The sequence below is a fragment of the Clostridium sp. AF32-7AC genome, assembly GCF_003477925.1.
Lineage (GTDB): Bacteria > Bacillota > Clostridia > Lachnospirales > Lachnospiraceae > Otoolea > Otoolea fessa.
The window spans coordinates 842,792-860,114 of record NZ_QUEG01000001.1 but is presented as its reverse complement, the minus strand read 5'-3'; the positions used below and the strand labels follow the sequence as shown (position 1 = coordinate 860,114).

Here is a 17,323-nt window from a genome sequence, read left to right as displayed (position 1 = left end):
TGTTCAGTAGGTCTGCGCATTTACTGCGCTGACCGTACGAAAACATGGGTCAGCAGGCAAAAATCCCATTGCCGTAGGCAATTTTTAATGGATTTTTGCGCGTGACTGTGAAGGTACTGAACAGTTACGAATCCCTTTTAATTTAAATCCGGCGTTTCCCCGTATAATCCCGCTTCCGGCGTTCATTTACGATATGATTCAGAATCCCGCCACCGATAATAATAACGGCTGCCATCATCAGCACACGTTTCGCCCCTTCCTGCGGAAGTGTGCTCTTAGACGCAATCGACGTAGTATTGAATTGAAGGGTATATTCGATTTCATGAGGCGTTCCCATCGCCAGTGTATCCGCCCTGACTGTAAGTTCTTTTGTCAGATCCAAAACAGGGATCGTAAAATGAGAATTTGCGTCCTTGGCACTTTCATTCTCGTATTTTCTATTATCTACCACCATGTAATCATAATTGGAACTGCTCCATGTGATGGATATGTATGCCGTTCCATCTGTCACCGTCAGAAGAGCAGGACTCTGGATCGAAGCCTTTCCGCTTCCTCCGGTCATTGTTACCTCGATGGCATATTCACCATCCTTCAGGGAAAGCAGCGTTCCAGCACCTGCCTGCGCTGTCAACGTCCACCGGCTGCTAAATAAGATACAAATGATTCCCAAAAGAATGAAACCTATTTTTTTCATAGACAGAAAACTCCTTACCCTGTGTTTATAAATTCTTTTTCTTATACAGAAACCAGGACGCAGCAATCGAAAAACACGCCAGATACAGAAGCAGGATCCCAATCGTTGTATAAGAAAATGCCTCATGATTGGCGATGCTGCGAAGCGCCGCACTGGTCTGCGATAACGGCAGATATTCAATCACCTGGCGCAGACCATCCGGCATACTCCGGGCTGAAAAGAATGTATTGCACAGATATGCCATCGGCATAATCACGTAATTCGAAAAGCGCGGCACATCGGCATGGTTTTTGGCATAAAAAGATACCACAACTCCAATTGCGGAAAACACAGATCCGTTTAAAAACATTAGAAGAAACGACCAGCCGTTAAAACAGAGCCCCGTTCCGATCGGCAAAATCAGAAGAATAATCACGGCTCCCGCATATAATCCCCGTAGACTTCCGCCGATGATCTGTCCCGCGATGAACTGCCACAGCGGGGTAGGAGAGATGATGACCTGGTCAAATGCTTTTTCGTACAATCTCTGGACGTTTAAATTCTGGGCGATAGCATTGAAACTGCCGTTCATGGTCGTCAGGGCAACCACTCCCGGAATCAGAAAGTTCAGATACGATTGTCCGTGCGACATAGTCTGGATTCCAAGACCAAACACCAGAATATATAAAAGAGGGGCAATCATGGCAGCCAGCGTGATTTTATAAAAATCCCGCCGGAATTCTACCCATTTTTCCCATAACACAGTAAGAATACCCATTTTTACCGGCATTCCAGCTGCTGCCCGATTGTCTCCAGAAATACATCTTCCAATGTCGTACTGCGAAGCGCTGTTTCCTGTTCTGACGCGGACAAATACTGAATTGCCTCCTCCTTTCCATGAAAATAGTGTGATTTCAGCCCATCTGGTGAAGTCTCATCGACCGCATACCGCCCCAGCGTCTCTATCATATGCCCCGGAGCATCTGTTTCCTCCAGACGTCCACCGCACATAAAGCCGACACGGTCACAAAGCGTTTCTGCTTCCTCCATATAATGCGTTGTCAGAAGAATGGTAAGCTTTTGCTGATTCAGCTTTTTCAGAAGATTCCACATCTGACGGCGGGCAAATGCATCCATCCCTGCAGTCGGTTCATCCAGAAGAAGGATTTCCGGTTCCGTTAAAAGTGCCCGGCAGACCATCAGCTTCCGCTTCATGCCTCCGGAAAGCTTTCGGACGGTTCTCTTCCGATAATCGATCAACCCGCAGAATTCCAACAATTCCTCTGACCGCTCCCGAATCTTTCTGAGCGGCATATAATAAAGACGTCCCTGATATTCCATAATCTCGTTCATCGTCATATCCTGACGCATCGAGTATTCCTGCGTAACGACACTGAGTTTTTGTTTCAGCTGATTTTTCTGACGGGTCAGCAGCTCTCCGTTGATCCAGATTTCACCCGAAGTCGGAAGCAGGAGAGTGGAGAGCATTCCGATGGTGGTCGTTTTTCCGGCACCATTCGGTCCCAAAAGCCCAAAGAACTCGCCTGTCTCAATTTTCAGGTTCAGATCCTCGACCGCCAGAAAATGATCGTATTTTTTTGTCAGATGCTTTAATTCAATCATGGTTCCCTTCCTTCACGACAATAATCGAATAATAACTTGCCCGATCTGGAATTTCATCAATTTTATGATAAATATGCTCCTCTGGCATACCACAATTTTCGATCATGGTACCTGTCATATGCTTTTCTTTCAGGGTCGCCTTGACAAGCGGCATCTTGGAAGCTGCTTTCATCAGAACCTTGGTACCTGGAAGTTCCAGCGCCGCCTCAATATCATAAGTGGACGGAATAATATGAAGCTGTTCTGAGCGGTCAACAAGACTGTCCTGAAGCTTGGCGCTGACCGCGCAGAAGGACGGAATGCCATTAATGATTTCAGTTGCATAACCATGTGCTTTTACAATCCGATGGATATAAATATAGGTACTGTAAATCGTCGGATCTCCGAGCGTGAGGCAGGCAACATCCTTCCCCTGTTCCAGCTGCTCTATAATCTGATTCGAGGCAGCCTGGTATGCTGCATTTAAAACAGCTTTATCTTTTGTCATCGGAGTAGTGAGGTTTAAGCATTCCTTTTCATCCAGATTTTCCACGATCCCACTGGCAATTTTATAGGAAACTGCATTTTCCTTTCCATCCGCCGGTACCGCAATCACCGGGCACTTCTGAATCGTGTCAACTGCCAGATACGTCATGAGCCGCGGATCGCCCGGACCTACTCCTACACCATATAAGGTTCCTTTTATCATAAACATTTCCTTTCTGTGAAAACTGTGAGAAATTCAAGTGTTCAACTTTTAAAATTTTTGTACGATGCCTTTTTTGCTTTTTTAATAAAGTACGAAATTAGCCTTTTTCAAAAGTAAAAAATTTTGTACTTTATAGTTAGTGGTTAATAAATGGCTTAGATACAAGGATTATAGCATAAAGTACAAAAATTTCAAAATGCACTTTATTTCAGAATGTACTTTATTTCGAAACAGAATAAAGTACATTTTCAAATCGCTCCATTTTGGAAATTTCATAAATAGTGGAATAAAGTGGGTTACAAGAATTCCAAAAGCAGTTATCCGCAAAAAGGGTTAATGTCAGTGGAATGTATTTTGGATATGTTCCCCAAAATGGAAAACAAATACAGATGAGCTTACCCGATGGCTTTGACTGTTATCAGTCTACACCATCGGTTTCCTCAAGTCCAGCTAACCCCTGAATAGTAACTGAGAGGTCATTGTATAGTATGAAGTTGTATTCTAGACAGAAAAATTTTTTGGATGTATACTATAGAGTTGGATTTACTAAAAAGCAAAAGCAGGAGGAAATAATACTGTGCGCGATGTACTGCGGGAAGAAAAGAAATTTCTGCTGAATCAGGCAGAAGCTTTAAAACTCCGGAATTATCTGTCAAATGTGGTTCATACCGATTTACATAATGGACCAGATGGTTACCAGGTACGTTCTTTGTACTTTGATTCTTTGTCAAATCGGGATTTTCAGGAAAAAGAAGATGGTCTGGAGTTAAGAAGAAAGTTTCGTTTGCGGGTATATAGTCCTGATGCGGATTTTGCACTGTTTGAAATGAAGCAGAAGCAGGGACCATATCAGCGAAAGCGATCATTAAGATTATCCAGAAAGGAAGCGCAGGCTCTCATTGAGGGTGATTATTCCGTACTTTTAAACAGTGGCAGTGAGTTTGGACAGGAATGTTATTCAATTATGGAAATGTGGGCATACCGTCCTAAAACAGTTGTAGAATATGACAGATTTGCATTTATCGCGCCAGAAAACTCTATTCGAATAACCTTTGATTCCAGAATACGGGCTAATGAAGTGAATTTTAATGTGTTTGATAGAAATCTGGTGTTAAACAGTGTAATGTCGCCTTTTGCTGTAGTGCTGGAAGTAAAATACAATGGCTTTTTGTTAAGCTATATCAAGCATATGCTTCTGCCCGTTCAGAAAAGCGAGCTTTCCGTGAGCAAATATTGTATGGCAAGACAAATTGGCTGTAACTACAGGTTTTAGGAGGAAAGGAAATGAAAGAGACGATTTATAACCTGCTTGCCCAACAGGGGGATATGACCTGGCAGCAAATTATAATGCATATTCTGGTAAGTGCTGTCATTGGTCTGTTTATTTTTATTTCATATGTGATTTCACATAAGGGAACGATTTACAGCAAAAAATTTGGAGTAACACTGATCGTTCTGACGGTTATGACAGGAACAGTTATGACTGTCATAGGAAACAATATTGCATTGTCGCTTGGTATGGTCGGTGCATTATCTATTGTGCGTTTTCGAACTGCAATAAAAGATTCCAGAGATACTGTATATATTTTCTGGACGATTATTGTGGGAATATGCTGTGGAGTTGGAGATTATCTGGTTGCTGCAGTAGGCAGTTCTGCTATTTTTCTTATTTTTCTTATCATGGGAGCGATTCGCAGTGATAACCGTATGCTTTTGATCATCCGTGCAAAAAGAAGCCGCTGTGAAAATATAGAATCTCAGGTCTTTCGTTATTTTGGGACTGGTGTCGTTCTTCGGGTAAAAAATACGACAGAGGAAAATGCTGAGTACATTTATGAATTATCCAGAAAAATACTGGAGAAAGTTCAGAAACAGTATCCGGCTTTAACAGATGATTTCTATAACCTTGGACAAATCGAAAGTGTTAATATTGTAGCTCAAAGCGATGAGATTTATAACTGATATGAAATATAAAATAATAGGATTTATATGCTGCTTTGCGGTTATCCTGATTGCCGTTTTTGCGCCATTGTCTTATAAGGACTACCGAAAAACAGAGAGAATTCATCAGCATGAACAGGAAATTCCCCAGGAACCATGTACGGATCCTGCGGATGGCGGTCTGTGTACATATCTTCCGATTGTCAAAATTGATACAGATGGGATAGAAATCCCGGGAAGACCCATTAAGGATGATGGAAACAACCGCATTTATACACGCGCTACGGATGGGGAAACTACAATTGCTGCTCAGATGGATATAATTGGGAATGACAGCAAAGAGTACCATCATGCAAATGAAACGGCAGATGTATCTTCTGAAATCCGTATACGAATGAGAGGTAATTCCTCAAGAAAGTTTGATAAGCCAAGCTATGCCATCAGACTTGTAGATAAAAAAGGGGAAAACAATCCGCTTTCCATTATGGGAATGGATGCGCACCATGAATGGGTATTATACGGTCCCTGGCTCGATAAAACAGCCATACGAAATTATATGTTTTACAATCTTGCCGGAGAAATGATGTCTTATGCGCCAAATGTAAGATTCTGCGAAGTAATTCTTAATGGTGAATATGAAGGTCTATATGTAATGACTGAAATGATAACCGGCGGAAAAGATGGAGCCAGGCTGGGACTTCGTGTAAATGCCAAGCGCAGCACATTTTCCGGATACCTGCTTCGCCTGGATCATCAGCATGCGGGCGAAGAAGCTTTAAACAGCTTTACAACGTATACCTACAAAACCCCCTTCCTGCTGCAGATAGAATATCCCGGAAACAGGAACAGGGATGCCAGACTGACAGAAGAAATCCGACAGGATTTTTCAAATTTTGAAAAAACTCTGTATTCATATGATTATGACAGGGAAAAACATGGCTACACTTCTATGATAGATGTAGACAGCTTTGTAGATTACTTTATAATCAATGAGCTTTCCAGTAATGCAGATGCCGGAAACTATTCCACTTATATTTATAAGGGAACCGACAATCTGTATCGTATGTGTGTATGGGATTTTAATAATGCCTGCAATAACTATTTCGAGGAGGAACTTCCTTATACAGGATTTTTCCTGAACAACCGATTATGGTTTGAAATGCTTATCAAAGATGAGGATTTTACTGAACGGATCATCCAGCGATATCATTCCTTGCGAAAAGGTCTGTTAAGTGAAGAATCACTTTATCGTTATATCGATGAAACCCTTGATTTTATCGCACCAGCTCTTGCAAGAAACGATGCACGATGGGGAAGTGTGGAACAGCAGGCAAAGGGACTTCTGGTTCCGGTATCGAGAAATCTTGACAGCAGATCTGCCGCTGAAGGACAGTTAAAAGGTTACTTGCGAAACAGAGGAAAATGGCTGGATGAAAACATTGAGACTCTGCGTCAGTATTCAGCATCCTCCCGTGTAAAGCAGTATAATGAGGTTAATGATTAAAATATGAAACGATTTATTATCAGTATATCTGCCATCATTCTGCTTGTATTTATTGGATTTATAGCTGTGTTTTATGGCGGATTTTATGTAGACTCAGGCCGGGACAATCATGTAAACACATTTGTCCAAACTGAGAATAAAGAGATACTTATAAAGGACAAAGATAAGTGGAAACCATTTGAAGTCAGAGGAATTGACATGGGAAGCGGTATTCCAGGTGAATGGTCTACAGATTATGCGATCACCAAAGAAACCTATCTGCACTGGTTTCAGCTGATCCAGGAAGCAGGAGCAAATACGCTGAGAGTCTATTCTGTCCAGAATCCGTCTTTTTATAAAGCGTTCTATGAATACAATTCCCAACATGAGGAGCCGTTATATTTACTTCAGGGAATCTGGGTAAATGATTATATACAGAACTCCCGAGTGGATGCATATGCCGACTCCTTTGCAGGAAAGCTTCTGGATAATTGCCTGGTCACTGTAGATGTGATCCATGGAAAACGACTTATCATCAATAATGATGCAGATACAAGTACAGGACTTTATTTACACGATGTCTCGAAATGGGTGCTGGGATATATTATCGGAAATGGATGGGAAGATACAACCGTTGCATATACAGATGAGAAATATCCGGATATGGAACCGTATAAAGGAACTTATCTTACTGCTTCAAAAGATGCCTCTGCCTTTGAATCCCTGCTTGCAGAAACAGGTGACAAGATGCTGTACTATGAATCAACAAGATATGATGAGCAGCGTCTGATCTCCTTTTCCAGTGGAAATGCAACAGATCCTTTTGATTATCCTAAAGAGATTGCAGAATATTTCCGAAAATGTGCCCGGATCGACGCAGAACATATAACTGCAACTGATAAATTTATATCCGGTCAGTTTGCCAGCTACAGTGCATCTCCATATGATCAGGATTACCTTTCCTGTATGGAATACACAACGTGGAACAGCTTGTCTGATAAAAAGATTGACTTTAGTGACTGTATCACTCCTGACGGAAAAAGGAATACTTATCGGGCATATTTAAGACTTTTAAACGAACATCATACAATGCCGGTTTTGGCTGTTGAATTTGGTGCAGCCACAGGACGAGGTGAGATTCAGGAGAATCAGGTAACCAGCAGAGGACTTGGATACTATTCTGAAAAAGAACAGGGAAAGATTCTGGTAGATTGTTATGAAGACATTATGGCTGCCGGACTTTCCGGAGGCTGTGTCTACTCCTGGCAGGATGAATGGTTCAAGCATACCTGGAATACCATGTATGCTGTAGATTTAAGCCGTAATATTTACTGGGAAGATGCTCAGACAAATGACCAGCATTTTGGCTTGCTGGCATTTGACTGTGGGGAAAAAGAAAGTGTTTGTTACGTGGACGGGGATACTTCCGAATGGACGGATAAAGATATGGTGATCCAATATGAAGACGGCTCTTTCATCAGTGTGAAGTATGATGCCTCCGATGTTTATTTATATCTCCATAAAAAGGGCTTTGATCTGGAAAATGACACGCTGTATGTTCCGGTTGATACGACCCCTAAAACAGGCAGTACCCGTATGGAAAATTGTACAGCAAAATTTGAAAGACCTACAGATTTTGTACTGATCTTAAATGGAAAAGATAATACTCGTCTGTTGGTTCAGGATCGGTATAATCCCATTCATGCCAATTATGAGGAAGATATTACAGGAGAAGATTCTTATATTGATCCACCGGCTCGGGATAGCGCTGTATTCGAAAATATCTGCATGGTATTACGGGATGTTATTGGTCAGTATCAGGATGCTGCCACACCGTTAAGAACCTTTGAAAGTGGAAAGCTGCATTATGGTAATGGAAATCCATCTGCATCTGATTATGATTCCAGAGCAGATTTTATCTGTAACGGAGATGATGTGGAAATTAGAATCCCATGGCAGCTGCTGAATTTTTCTGATCCGTCCCGAATGCAGATTCATGATGATTATTATGATGGAAATTATGGCATTGAAGCAGTGGGGATCAAAGAGATGTTTATAGGTCTTGGCAGAGAAGGAAATACTATCGAGATGGGACGGCTTAAACTGAAAGGATGGGAAAATACAGTATCTTACCATGAAAGATTAAAAGAAGCATACCAGGTTCTGAAGACATACTGGACAGGAAAGGAACACGAATGATAGCACAATTTGTGATTGTTTTTTATTTTATTGTCTGTGTGGGGATTATTCTGTTTAACTGCTTCACAGAGATAATTTCAAGATATCGTTCCTGTGTTCTGAAAAGGAGGGAACAACGATATTGCGAAGAATACAGACAGCTGTTTTTAGATAATATAACGGAAAATAAAAAGCAGGAAAAAAGGCTGGTTAAAGAGCTTCAGTCAACCAGTAGACTTCTGACGTTCAGTGAAGCATTATATAAAGTTGAAAACCGTATGCCGGAACAATTCCAGCAGGGAATAGCATCTGTAAGTCGGCTGATGGAAGAACTGATACCGGTTTATAAAAGAAAATCGGATATGGAAAAGGCCTGCTTGGCTTATGTATTTGCCATATTTCATATGACGAAATTCCAGGCTAAGGAAATTGTTTTCCCATTTCTTTTTGACCTGCTTAGAAATAAAAGTCTCTATTGCAGAGAGAATGCTTTGCGGGCGTTATACAGTTCAGAAGATATACACGCAGTTATGCAGGCATTGGAATTCCTGAATGCAAATGAGCAGCTGCTTCCGCATAAAAAAATACTTGTAGATGGACTTCTTTCCTTCGATAAAAAAGAAGAACTGATACCACTCCTTTGGAAAAAATTGAGTGAATTTCATCCAAGGATGCAGGTAAACCTGTTGGATTATATTCGATATGCATCGTCAAACTGGAAGGATGAAATGCTGTCTATGTTGGAAACAAGCCAGGATAGGGAAATTCAGATCGCATGTGTCCGCTATTTTGGCAGATATCAGGATGAACGAAGTGTTTCTTTTTTGCTTCATCACGCCAAAGAAGAAAAGGAAGGGGTCTGGGAATTGCAGAATGCCTGTATTTCCGCTCTTGCTATGTATCCCGGACCGCAGACACTGGAAATTTTGAAAAAAGAGATTTCCAGTAAAAACTGGTATGTCCGTCATAATGCTGCAAAAAGCCTTGCAGTTCTGAATACAGATAGGGACGCATTAGCTGATATTTTACAGGGAAATGACCGCTATGCAAAAGAAATGTTAGAGTACCAGTTAGATGCAGCAAAAGCACAAAGGAGGGCGGGTTTATGACCGATGCATTTCGTTTTTTTCTGGAATGTGTCAATCTGTTTTTTATTATATATCTGATTGGATATTCCAGCTTTTTGTTTTTGTCGGTTGTAGCAGGAGCAATTGAACTGTACAAATCATACCACCTTGAACAGCTGCACAATAAACTGTGGCAAAGCTATTACATACCGGTTTCCATTCTTGTTCCGGCTTATAATGAGGAGATCACGGTGAAGGACACAGTTACTTCACTTCTCAACCTGGATTATAAACTATATGAAATTATAGTGATAGATGATGGTTCTAAAGACAAAACATCTCAGATCCTGATTGATGCATTTCATATGGAGCGAGTGGCGCGCCCGATCCGTCATCTAATCCAATGTCAGCCCGAGGAAGATGTTTATGAATGCCCGAACCAGAAAGTACCCATTACTTTGATCCGTAAGAAGAACGGCGGAAAAGCAGACAGCCTAAATGCCGGAATCAATGCAGCCAGGTATCCTTGGTTTATCTGTATGGATGCGGACTCTATTTTACAGCATGATTCACTGGAGAAAATCGTTCGTCCGGTTCTGGAGGACGAAAATGTAATAGCCGTTGGTGGAAGTGTCCGTCCAGCCAATGGTGTTGTCATAAAAAAAGGTCATGTGATAAAATATAGGCTGCCTAGAAATATAATAGCAAGAATGCAATCCCTGGAATATGACCGTTCTTTTCTGGCAGCACGTATCCTGTTGGATAAAATCAATGCAAACATGATCATATCCGGAGCTTTTGGATTATTTGAGAAAAAAACAGTGATTGCCGTAGGCGGATATGACAGCAGTACAATGGGCGAGGATATGGAACTGGTAGTCAGACTTCATGAATTCAGCCGCATGAATCGTAAGCCATATAAGATTGATTTTGCACAGGATGCCATCTGCTGGTCGCAAACACCGGAAAAATTAAGTGAATTGGGCAAGCAGCGGAAAAGATGGCAGAGAGGATTGTTCCAGTGTATGTGGGGACACCGTAAAATGCTGGCAAACCCACGGTACGGAGCTGTAGGACTTTTATCCTATATTTATTTTCTGTTTTACGAATTATTGTCACCATTTATTGAACTTTTTGGTATACTTACAATGGTTTTATCTGTGATGATGGATATGCTGAATGTAAAGTTTATGCTGGCATTTCTTGCCTGCTATGCCCTGTATGGTATTTTACTTACATTAACTGCATATTTTTCAAGAATCTATACCATTGACCAGAGGCTTTCTTTTCGAGAACTGATCCTTGCTATTGTTGCTTGTTTTTTTGAAACAACTTTTCTCCGCTTTTATCTGGCATTTGTCCGTGTGACTGCATTTGTGGGATACAAGAAGAACAAACTGAACTGGGGTAAACTGGAAAGAAAGAAAATGAACGGAATATAGTTTTATTACTATGTCAATTTAGATTGATCGAAACGACGGGAGAAAGTCTTGATTTAGCTGCGGGAAAAATAGGATTTGAGACTATATTGCAATGGATTATCAGTCATCAGAAGTAATGCTTTTGGGAGAGATACCTTTACGGCATCTCTCTTTTTGTTTCATAGGAAATTGCGAAAAGTAAAAAAATTTTGTACTTTATAGTTAGGGGTTAATAAATGGCTTAGATACAAGGATTATAGCATAAAGTACAAAAATTTCAAAATGTACTTTATTTCGAAACAGAATAAAGTACATTTTTAATTGTCCGGATGTAGCGGGGGAGTGGTTTTAGATAAATTGGATTCTTATAATATTATGGTTTTCAGAACTTATTTCTTATCTTTTGGTATTCTCTAGGTGAATATCCTTTTAGCTTGTGGAAGAGTCGGCTGAAATAAAGCTGGTTATCATACCCGACAATCTTAGAAATCTCATTGATGGAATAAGTTGTTGTTTCAAGTAAAATATAGGAAAAGCAGCCGGAGACTTCCAGAACCAACAGAAGATCCAGAAAAATGATCGTGAACAGAGGCTGGCAGGAATCTACTACAACCGAGGAAGAAATGCAGGCTGTAAACCGGAACATCAATGAGCAGAAAACGCAGACCATCGAGACGCTGCGGCAAACCATTAAGGAATGGGACATTTCATGAAGAATTGGAGAAACTGTTTCCAGAATTAAAATAGACACATATAATTGAACCGGCCTTTCATACATTGAGAGGGTATTCTTAATCAAAACATAAGGGAAATCCGTATAGAAATCAATGAAGATACAAAGGAAACAATGCAGGAGAAGATTAAACGGATGTCGGTTACAGAAGCAAGCCGAATGGCAGTGTACTAAAATTTGGTGGATGTAACTGAAGAAAAAATATGATATAATGTGAGTAACAAGTCGGGATTTATAAAGGAGAATATTGATGAAACTATTTTTATGTTCGCACTTTTCAAGTGTAGGAAGTCTGATAAAGGAAGAAATTGAAAATAAGAAAGTCGCATTTATTCCAACAGCTTCACTGCGTGAAGGCTACACCGGTTATGTCGGCTCGGCTCGAAAATTATTCAAAAAGTTGGGAGCAATCGTAACTGAAATTGATATTTCAACGGAGGCTTATTCAACGATACAGTCTGTTTTTGAAGAAGCAGATGTGATATATTTTACCGGCGGAAATTCTTTCTTTCTTATGGACCAGCTCCGTAAAACGGGAACTGATGGACTGCTGAAAAAGGAATTGGCAAATGGAAAATTGATGATCGGCGAGTCGGCAGGCGCAATTATATGCGCTCCAAGCATCCAATATATCGAGCAAATGGATGAAAAGCCGGAGGACTACTCACAAGAAGATGATGCAGGGATTGATTTGATTGATTTCTATGTTCTTCCGCATTATCTTACAGCACCATTTAAGAAAGTTACCGAGAAAATAATGACTGAGTTTTCGGATTTGAATCTATGCCCAATTAACAACCGTCAGGGAATTGTAATTGATGGTGAAGATTCAAAGGTTATTTGCAAAGACTAATTTGAAAATTCCAGTTTGCCGATGCTAAAAGGTTAAAACAGAATATCGCGGAGACGATGGACTATACGATTTATTAAAATATATTATCTATGCGAGTTTCTACATAATTGTGATTAAAACGGGTATGGATTTCTATGGGTATAAGCGCTTTCCGAAACTATACGAATCGTATTCTGCACCGTGGTATACAGAAGCATTACTGTATATCGCTGCCTCGCTTTTCGTGATTGTCGTATGTTTTGTGCTCAGAGTAATCATTGGACGAAAGATGAAGAAGAGGTGAGCTATATGTTTATGCTGTTTGAGTTTATGTTTCCGATTATCTTCATAATGGTTTTTGGCATGATCATCTTCCAGTTTGTGACAGGAATCGGAACATGGCATAAAAACAATCAGTCACCGCGTTTGTCGGTGAGTGCAACCATCGTCTCAAAGCGTGAAAATATCACACATCATGGCCATGCAAATGCGGGGGACCTGTCTGGAACTCATGGCTACCATTCTACTTCAAGTACCAGCTACTATGTCACGTTTCAGGGAACGAGATATCTGTCATTTGAGCGCGTGTGATTCTGGAGGTGATAGTGTGAAAGAAAGTAGACGAGGAGGTGATTTTAAGAAAAAGTTTATGTCAATTCAAGTTAACGAATCCAGAATTAATGTCGCGATGGTCTTCTAATAATGAAGAACCAATGTCACATTATTTAAATAATTCATGTTACCGAGCACTCTGGAAATGCCCTGATTGTGGTGGCGAATATATAAGTTCTATTCGAGATATGGCAACGGGAAACGTGGATTGTGTGTATTGTTCAATGAAAGAAGTTCTTCCGGGTGTTAATTCCTTTGCCGTATTGCATCCGGATTTAATGAATGAGTGGAACCATTTGGATAACTATTTGTTATGTGATCCTGATCAGATTTTGGATAATTGCATAACACCTGTTTGTTGGACATGCCCAGTGTGTGCACACGATTATAAGTGCTCACCAAAGCAACGGATTCTTTATCAAAAACGAAACATGGATGCTTGTACTTTCTGTAAAGGTTTGCGAAGAAAGGAACGGCATTATATTTGACTAAGAGAAGGTCACTTTACATCCCTCAAAATGGGTAAAATGACCTTTAACATCAATTATGCGACGGGTGACAGCTCGGCTTCTGGAACAAACAAGACGGCAGAAACAGAGCAGGCCACACAGGCTGTTACGCAGGCAGCTTCTCAGCAGACCAGCACGGAATCCTATATCCTCAATACCAATACAAAGAAATTTCATCGGCCGTCCTGTTCATCGGTCAAACAGATGAAGGAGAGCAATAAAAAATCCTCATCAGAGAGTAGGGATGCGCTGATTGCTGCAGGTTATGATCCGTGTAAAAAATGCAATCCGTAAAAATGTGTCAGATATTTAAAAAATATGGAAGAGGAAGGTTGTAGTTCTATATTGCAATACTTCTTCTTTGCGCATATTGGATATGCTGTTGAGGGCGACTGTTGCACGCAGAAGATAAGTTGCGCCGGTCTGCGATAATGTGCTGTTTGTATAAGGAAAAGGACAAGGAGTTATGATGAATTTTAGTGGGATATTGATTGGTGTGCTTACCTTTTTTCTGATTGGATTGTTCCATCCTATTGTTATATATGCGGAGTATTACTTTGGAAGCCGCTGTTGGCCGGTATTTTTGCTGGTGGGCATTTTGTGTATGATTCTATCCGTAAGAATGCAGGAAATACTTTGGTCGGTTTCCCTGGGTGTTTTGGGCGTCAGTTGCTTTTGGAGCATTAAGGAACTGAAAGAACAGGAAAAAAGAGTGGAAAAAGGATGGTTCCCGAAGCGGAAGGTGGATAAGCACTAAAGAAGAAAGCGGGGAGATGAGAAGATGGCGGTATGGAGATTACAGGTGAATACTAGAGGAGCGAACGTTGCGGATTATTGCTTGCAAAACCATGTTGCAGCACTTTGGGCTGGCAAGGTACTTGCTATGGAGCGTTTACGAAATGAGAGATAGAGCGTATGGAAATAATCTATACGTTGTCAACGCACCATAGCGTTTACTATACGTTCTATTTTTTTCCTTTTTAAGAAAAGTGATTAAAAAACTATTGACAATTTGTTACTGGGAGAGATAGAGAGTGCGTTTTGATGAACTTTTTGAAATGAGAAAACTGACAGGAATAAAATTAAAGGACTACATCAGTGGCAATGGATTCTCTAAGGTATCGTTCTGCAAAAAGGCAGAAATTTCTCGACCTACTTTAGATAAAATTTTAAATGGCGAGATAGATAGTAAAAGCTCATTCGATAAGCATTTGAATAAAATTTTTACCAGTTTGGGCATTGGCCCGGATACTTTGATGGAATTTTCAACGAAAACGCAAAGCGTAGATGCGATGTACTCGCAAAAGGCTCTGATAAATTATCAAATGAATGATAAGGCAAAGATGGAGTATGATCTGTTGCAGGATATTTTAAACCTTTGCAGTGTTTATTATTAGAGGCAGAAGGCTATGAGTGAACAAACTACAGCAGCCAACTTAGACAAAGTTATTGAGACACAGATGAAGCAGAGTGAGAGTGCTTGAACTAGGAAAACCGATGGCATAAACTATAAGCAGTCGAGGTCATCGGTTTTCTTGGCAAATATGAATTTTGAACTTTATTTTAGCAAAATACTATTTTCACTTTACACGGAAATAAAGTACGAAATTAGCCTTTTTTACCTAAAAATTTTTTTTACTTTTTGCCTTTTTTGCCCTTTACTCTTTTTCTCTCAGCTGCACCTTATTCCTTGCGCTTCGCCGCCGTTCATCCTCCAGCGCCGCATAATGCTTCTTCGTCGTATTGACATCACTGTGTCCCAAAACATCCGCGACGAGGTAAATATCGCCGGTTTCACGGTACAGATTAGTGCCGTAGGTGCTGCGGAGCTTATGTGGCGTGATCTTTTTTAGCGGTGTGACGAGCTGTGCGTATTTTTTGACCATTTTTTCCACACTGCGTACGTTAATGCGCTTACGCTGCATGGAGAGGAAGAGTGCTTCTTCGCTGCCTTCCTCTGGGACAATATGTTCACGCTCGCTGAGATAGTCCTGAAGCGCATATTCTACCTCGGCACCAAAATATACGATGACTTCCTTTCCGCCTTTTCGATGAATCCTAAGACCACCGTTTCGGAAATCAACATCGTTGATATTCAGTCCGACACATTCTGATACACGAAGCCCCGTACCAAGCAGAAGCGTCATCATCGCCAGATCTCGCAGCTTGGTCTTTGCATGGTAGGCTTTCTGTTTTTCGGTCAGACATTCGCCATCCTCAACCTCATCCAGGAAACGCGCCACCTCGTCAACATCGAGGCGTATAATTTCTTTTTCATGAATCTTGGGAAGCTGCAGAAGAGAAGCGGGGTTATTCTGAATCCGCTCGGTCCGGTAAAAGTAGTTGTAAAAGCTCTTGACCGTCGAGACTTTCCGCATGATACCCCGCTCTGTATTCATCAGATCCTCACGTTTTTCGGTCGAATAACATTTCAGATACTCCATATATTCTTCCAGATCCATCAACTTGATTTCATCCAGAATGGAAAGCGGAAAATCACGCAGCTCCTTTGTTTTAAGCTCTGGATTTGCTTGTTTCAGGAAATCAAAAAATGTCTTTAAATCATAGGCATACGCAAGCCGAGTGCGCGCCGATGTACGAGGTTCAATGCCGCGGAAGAAATCGGTACAGAACGGTGGCAGCTCTTTCAGAATGCCTCGGATTCGTTTTGTGTTTTCGATGTCTTCCTGTTCGTGGTAGGAGAGTGCAGCCATATCACAATTCCTCCTTTGGTGATGATGAAAGGTCCGAATGTATCAAATTTTTCAGGTGTTGATCGGTCCGTTCCGGCCATCCGGGATTGTTTCCATCAATAATCGCATGGAAAAAGCGATCCTTTACCCCCGGTGAATCATGGTTGAGTTTCCTTGTTAATTGTTTCACATACTCGCGTTTTGTTTTTCCATCTACGGGACATGGATTTTTACAGACTGGAAGATGATATTTGTTTTTAAATCCGATCACATCGGCTTCCTGGACATACATCAGCGGGCGGATCAGCGTCAATCCCGTTTTGTCCAAATGGGTTTTCGGCGAGAAGGAATAGAAACGCCCCTCATAAATCAAGGATAAAAGCATGGTTTCGATCAGATCGTCGCGGTGATGTGCATAGGCGATTTTATTACAGCCAAGTTTCAGAGCTGCTTCATTTAAAGCGCCTTTTCGCATCTTGGCACAGAGCGCACATGGATTGGATTCCTGACGGGTTTCAAAGAGAATCTTGCCGATTTCCGTCGGAACGACCGTGTAGGGCACGTTTAATTCATCACAAAGCTCCTGAACCGGTTTTAAATCAAATGCAGCCGCATCCGATGAAAGCGTCGGCGACAACCGGTTCGAAACCTCCGGAGAAAGTGCCTGAAAGCCCAGATCAACTGTAATAGCACAAAGTTCAAATGGTTCCGGGTAAAACCGACGAAGCCCCTGTAAAGCATATAAAAGTGTCAGGCTGTCTTTACCGCCAGAAATACCGATAGCTATTTTATCGCCGGATTGAATCAGACGATAGTCATCAACCGCCTGGCGGGTTAAACTTAGAAGACGTTGAAGTTTCATGAGAACAT

General features: G+C 41.1%; 19 protein-coding genes. 12 read left to right on the top strand and 7 right to left on the bottom strand.

The genetic code is table 11. From position 1 onward, the window contains the following. Positions 1–142 precede the first annotated feature (142 nt). Genes DWZ45_RS03895 through cobI form a run of 4 tightly spaced genes read right to left on the bottom strand, consistent with a single transcriptional unit; the run spans position 143 to position 2,984 of the window. A complete protein-coding gene (locus DWZ45_RS03895; RefSeq protein ID WP_118467691.1) occupies positions 143–694 on the bottom strand; it encodes a hypothetical protein in 552 nt (183 codons plus the stop codon). A 25-nt stretch (positions 695–719) separates the two neighbouring features. Continuing rightward, positions 720–1,463 carry an ABC transporter permease gene (locus DWZ45_RS03890; protein WP_243015183.1) on the bottom strand — a complete coding sequence of 248 codons (744 nt, stop codon included), beginning with the start codon at positions 1,461–1,463 and terminating at the stop codon, positions 720–722. Beyond that, complete coding sequence (locus DWZ45_RS03885; RefSeq protein WP_118467689.1) at positions 1,454–2,296, bottom strand: ABC transporter ATP-binding protein; 843 nt, start codon at positions 2,294–2,296, stop codon at positions 1,454–1,456. The genes DWZ45_RS03890 and DWZ45_RS03885 overlap by 10 nt, the downstream gene beginning before the upstream one ends. After that, positions 2,289–2,984, bottom strand: coding sequence for a precorrin-2 C(20)-methyltransferase (gene cobI, locus DWZ45_RS03880; protein WP_265104113.1), 696 nt, complete (start codon positions 2,982–2,984; stop codon positions 2,289–2,291). Before cobI ends, DWZ45_RS03885 begins: the two co-directional genes overlap by 8 nt. Positions 2,985–3,561: 577 nt before the next feature. On the opposite strand from cobI, the gene DWZ45_RS03875 reads away from it, so the two are divergent. The 6 genes from DWZ45_RS03875 to DWZ45_RS03850 all read left to right on the top strand — a co-directional run bounded on the left by DWZ45_RS03875 (position 3,562) and on the right by DWZ45_RS03850 (position 11,095). Continuing rightward, on the top strand, positions 3,562–4,257 hold the full coding sequence (locus tag DWZ45_RS03875; protein ID WP_118467688.1) for a polyphosphate polymerase domain-containing protein: 696 nt from the start codon (positions 3,562–3,564) through the stop codon (positions 4,255–4,257). An 11-nt stretch (positions 4,258–4,268) separates the two neighbouring features. Next, positions 4,269–4,946, top strand: coding sequence for a DUF4956 domain-containing protein (locus DWZ45_RS03870; protein ID WP_118467686.1), 678 nt, complete (start codon positions 4,269–4,271; stop codon positions 4,944–4,946). Position 4,947: 1 nt separating this feature from the next. Continuing rightward, on the top strand, positions 4,948–6,429 hold the full coding sequence (locus DWZ45_RS03865; protein ID WP_182426625.1) for a CotH kinase family protein: 1,482 nt from the start codon (positions 4,948–4,950) through the stop codon (positions 6,427–6,429). A gap of 3 nt (positions 6,430–6,432) precedes the next feature. Beyond that, the gene (locus tag DWZ45_RS03860) at positions 6,433–8,607 is read left to right on the top strand and encodes a hypothetical protein (RefSeq protein WP_118467682.1); all 2,175 of its coding nucleotides are present in this window, start codon (positions 6,433–6,435) and stop codon (positions 8,605–8,607) included. 509 nt (positions 8,608–9,116) lie between these two features. Beyond that, a complete protein-coding gene (locus DWZ45_RS14430) occupies positions 9,117–9,695 on the top strand; it encodes a HEAT repeat domain-containing protein (RefSeq protein WP_147353096.1) in 579 nt (192 codons plus the stop codon). Further along, positions 9,692–11,095, top strand: a complete 1,404-nt coding sequence (locus DWZ45_RS03850; protein WP_118467678.1) for a glycosyltransferase — start codon at positions 9,692–9,694, stop codon at positions 11,093–11,095. The genes DWZ45_RS14430 and DWZ45_RS03850 overlap by 4 nt, the downstream gene beginning before the upstream one ends. 361 nt (positions 11,096–11,456) lie before the next feature. On the opposite strand, the gene DWZ45_RS03845 is transcribed toward DWZ45_RS03850, so the two are convergent. Beyond that, the gene (locus DWZ45_RS03845; RefSeq protein ID WP_338126553.1) at positions 11,457–11,633 is read right to left on the bottom strand and encodes a helix-turn-helix domain-containing protein; all 177 of its coding nucleotides are present in this window, start codon (positions 11,631–11,633) and stop codon (positions 11,457–11,459) included. Positions 11,634–11,649: 16 nt separating this feature from the next. Here DWZ45_RS03845 and DWZ45_RS14485 point away from each other — a divergent pair, with 16 nt between their 5' ends. The 6 genes from DWZ45_RS14485 (at position 11,650) to DWZ45_RS03810 (ending at position 15,157) form a co-directional block, all read left to right on the top strand. Further along, positions 11,650–11,787: a hypothetical protein gene (locus DWZ45_RS14485; RefSeq protein ID WP_181357141.1), complete on the top strand. Its 138-nt coding sequence runs from the start codon at positions 11,650–11,652 to the stop codon at positions 11,785–11,787. A 270-nt stretch (positions 11,788–12,057) separates the two neighbouring features. Further along, positions 12,058–12,660, top strand: coding sequence for a Type 1 glutamine amidotransferase-like domain-containing protein (locus DWZ45_RS03840; RefSeq protein ID WP_007888235.1), 603 nt, complete (start codon positions 12,058–12,060; stop codon positions 12,658–12,660). Positions 12,661–12,948: 288 nt separating this feature from the next. Then, a complete protein-coding gene (locus DWZ45_RS03830; protein ID WP_118467676.1) occupies positions 12,949–13,230 on the top strand; it encodes a DUF2500 domain-containing protein in 282 nt (93 codons plus the stop codon). A gap of 548 nt (positions 13,231–13,778) precedes the next feature. Beyond that, a complete protein-coding gene (locus tag DWZ45_RS03820) occupies positions 13,779–14,054 on the top strand; it encodes an Ada metal-binding domain-containing protein (protein WP_233430145.1) in 276 nt (91 codons plus the stop codon). A 172-nt stretch (positions 14,055–14,226) separates the two neighbouring features. Then, entirely contained in the window at positions 14,227–14,517 is a 291-nt protein-coding gene (locus DWZ45_RS03815) for a DUF4491 family protein (RefSeq protein WP_333491337.1), read from the top strand. 277 nt (positions 14,518–14,794) lie between these two features. Further along, positions 14,795–15,157 (top strand): helix-turn-helix transcriptional regulator, encoded by a 363-nt coding sequence (locus DWZ45_RS03810; RefSeq protein ID WP_118467674.1) that lies wholly within the window; start codon positions 14,795–14,797, stop codon positions 15,155–15,157. Between the two features lie 261 nt (positions 15,158–15,418). On the opposite strand, the gene DWZ45_RS03805 is transcribed toward DWZ45_RS03810, so the two are convergent. After that, complete coding sequence (locus DWZ45_RS03805; protein ID WP_118467672.1) at positions 15,419–16,474, bottom strand: tyrosine-type recombinase/integrase; 1,056 nt, start codon at positions 16,472–16,474, stop codon at positions 15,419–15,421. A gap of 1 nt (position 16,475) precedes the next feature. Further along, on the bottom strand, positions 16,476–17,315 hold the full coding sequence (locus DWZ45_RS03800; RefSeq protein ID WP_117795381.1) for a tRNA 2-thiocytidine biosynthesis TtcA family protein: 840 nt from the start codon (positions 17,313–17,315) through the stop codon (positions 16,476–16,478). Between the last annotated feature and the right edge of the window lie 8 nt (positions 17,316–17,323).

What these genes read in the sequence shown, in the direction of transcription:
- DWZ45_RS03895 (WP_118467691.1), bottom strand. Translation starts at nt 694, where the DNA reads ATGAAAAAAATAGGTTTCATTCTTTTGGGAATCATTTGTATCTTATTT.
- DWZ45_RS03890 (WP_243015183.1), bottom strand. Translation starts at nt 1,463, where the DNA reads ATGCCGGTAAAAATGGGTATTCTTACTGTGTTATGGGAAAAATGGGTA.
- DWZ45_RS03885 (WP_118467689.1), bottom strand. Translation starts at nt 2,296, where the DNA reads ATGATTGAATTAAAGCATCTGACAAAAAAATACGATCATTTTCTGGCG.
- cobI (WP_265104113.1), bottom strand. Translation starts at nt 2,984, where the DNA reads ATGATAAAAGGAACCTTATATGGTGTAGGAGTAGGTCCGGGCGATCCG.
- DWZ45_RS03870 (WP_118467686.1), top strand. Translation starts at nt 4,269, where the DNA reads ATGAAAGAGACGATTTATAACCTGCTTGCCCAACAGGGGGATATGACC.
- DWZ45_RS03865 (WP_182426625.1), top strand. Translation starts at nt 4,948, where the DNA reads ATGAAATATAAAATAATAGGATTTATATGCTGCTTTGCGGTTATCCTG.
- DWZ45_RS03860 (WP_118467682.1), top strand. Translation starts at nt 6,433, where the DNA reads ATGAAACGATTTATTATCAGTATATCTGCCATCATTCTGCTTGTATTT.
- DWZ45_RS14430 (WP_147353096.1), top strand. Translation starts at nt 9,117, where the DNA reads ATGCAGGCATTGGAATTCCTGAATGCAAATGAGCAGCTGCTTCCGCAT.
- DWZ45_RS03850 (WP_118467678.1), top strand. Translation starts at nt 9,692, where the DNA reads ATGACCGATGCATTTCGTTTTTTTCTGGAATGTGTCAATCTGTTTTTT.
- DWZ45_RS14485 (WP_181357141.1), top strand. Translation starts at nt 11,650, where the DNA reads ATGATCGTGAACAGAGGCTGGCAGGAATCTACTACAACCGAGGAAGAA.
- DWZ45_RS03840 (WP_007888235.1), top strand. Translation starts at nt 12,058, where the DNA reads ATGAAACTATTTTTATGTTCGCACTTTTCAAGTGTAGGAAGTCTGATA.
- DWZ45_RS03830 (WP_118467676.1), top strand. Translation starts at nt 12,949, where the DNA reads ATGTTTATGCTGTTTGAGTTTATGTTTCCGATTATCTTCATAATGGTT.
- DWZ45_RS03820 (WP_233430145.1), top strand. Translation starts at nt 13,779, where the DNA reads ATGACCTTTAACATCAATTATGCGACGGGTGACAGCTCGGCTTCTGGA.
- DWZ45_RS03815 (WP_333491337.1), top strand. Translation starts at nt 14,227, where the DNA reads ATGATGAATTTTAGTGGGATATTGATTGGTGTGCTTACCTTTTTTCTG.
- DWZ45_RS03805 (WP_118467672.1), bottom strand. Translation starts at nt 16,474, where the DNA reads ATGGCTGCACTCTCCTACCACGAACAGGAAGACATCGAAAACACAAAA.
- DWZ45_RS03800 (WP_117795381.1), bottom strand. Translation starts at nt 17,315, where the DNA reads ATGAAACTTCAACGTCTTCTAAGTTTAACCCGCCAGGCGGTTGATGAC.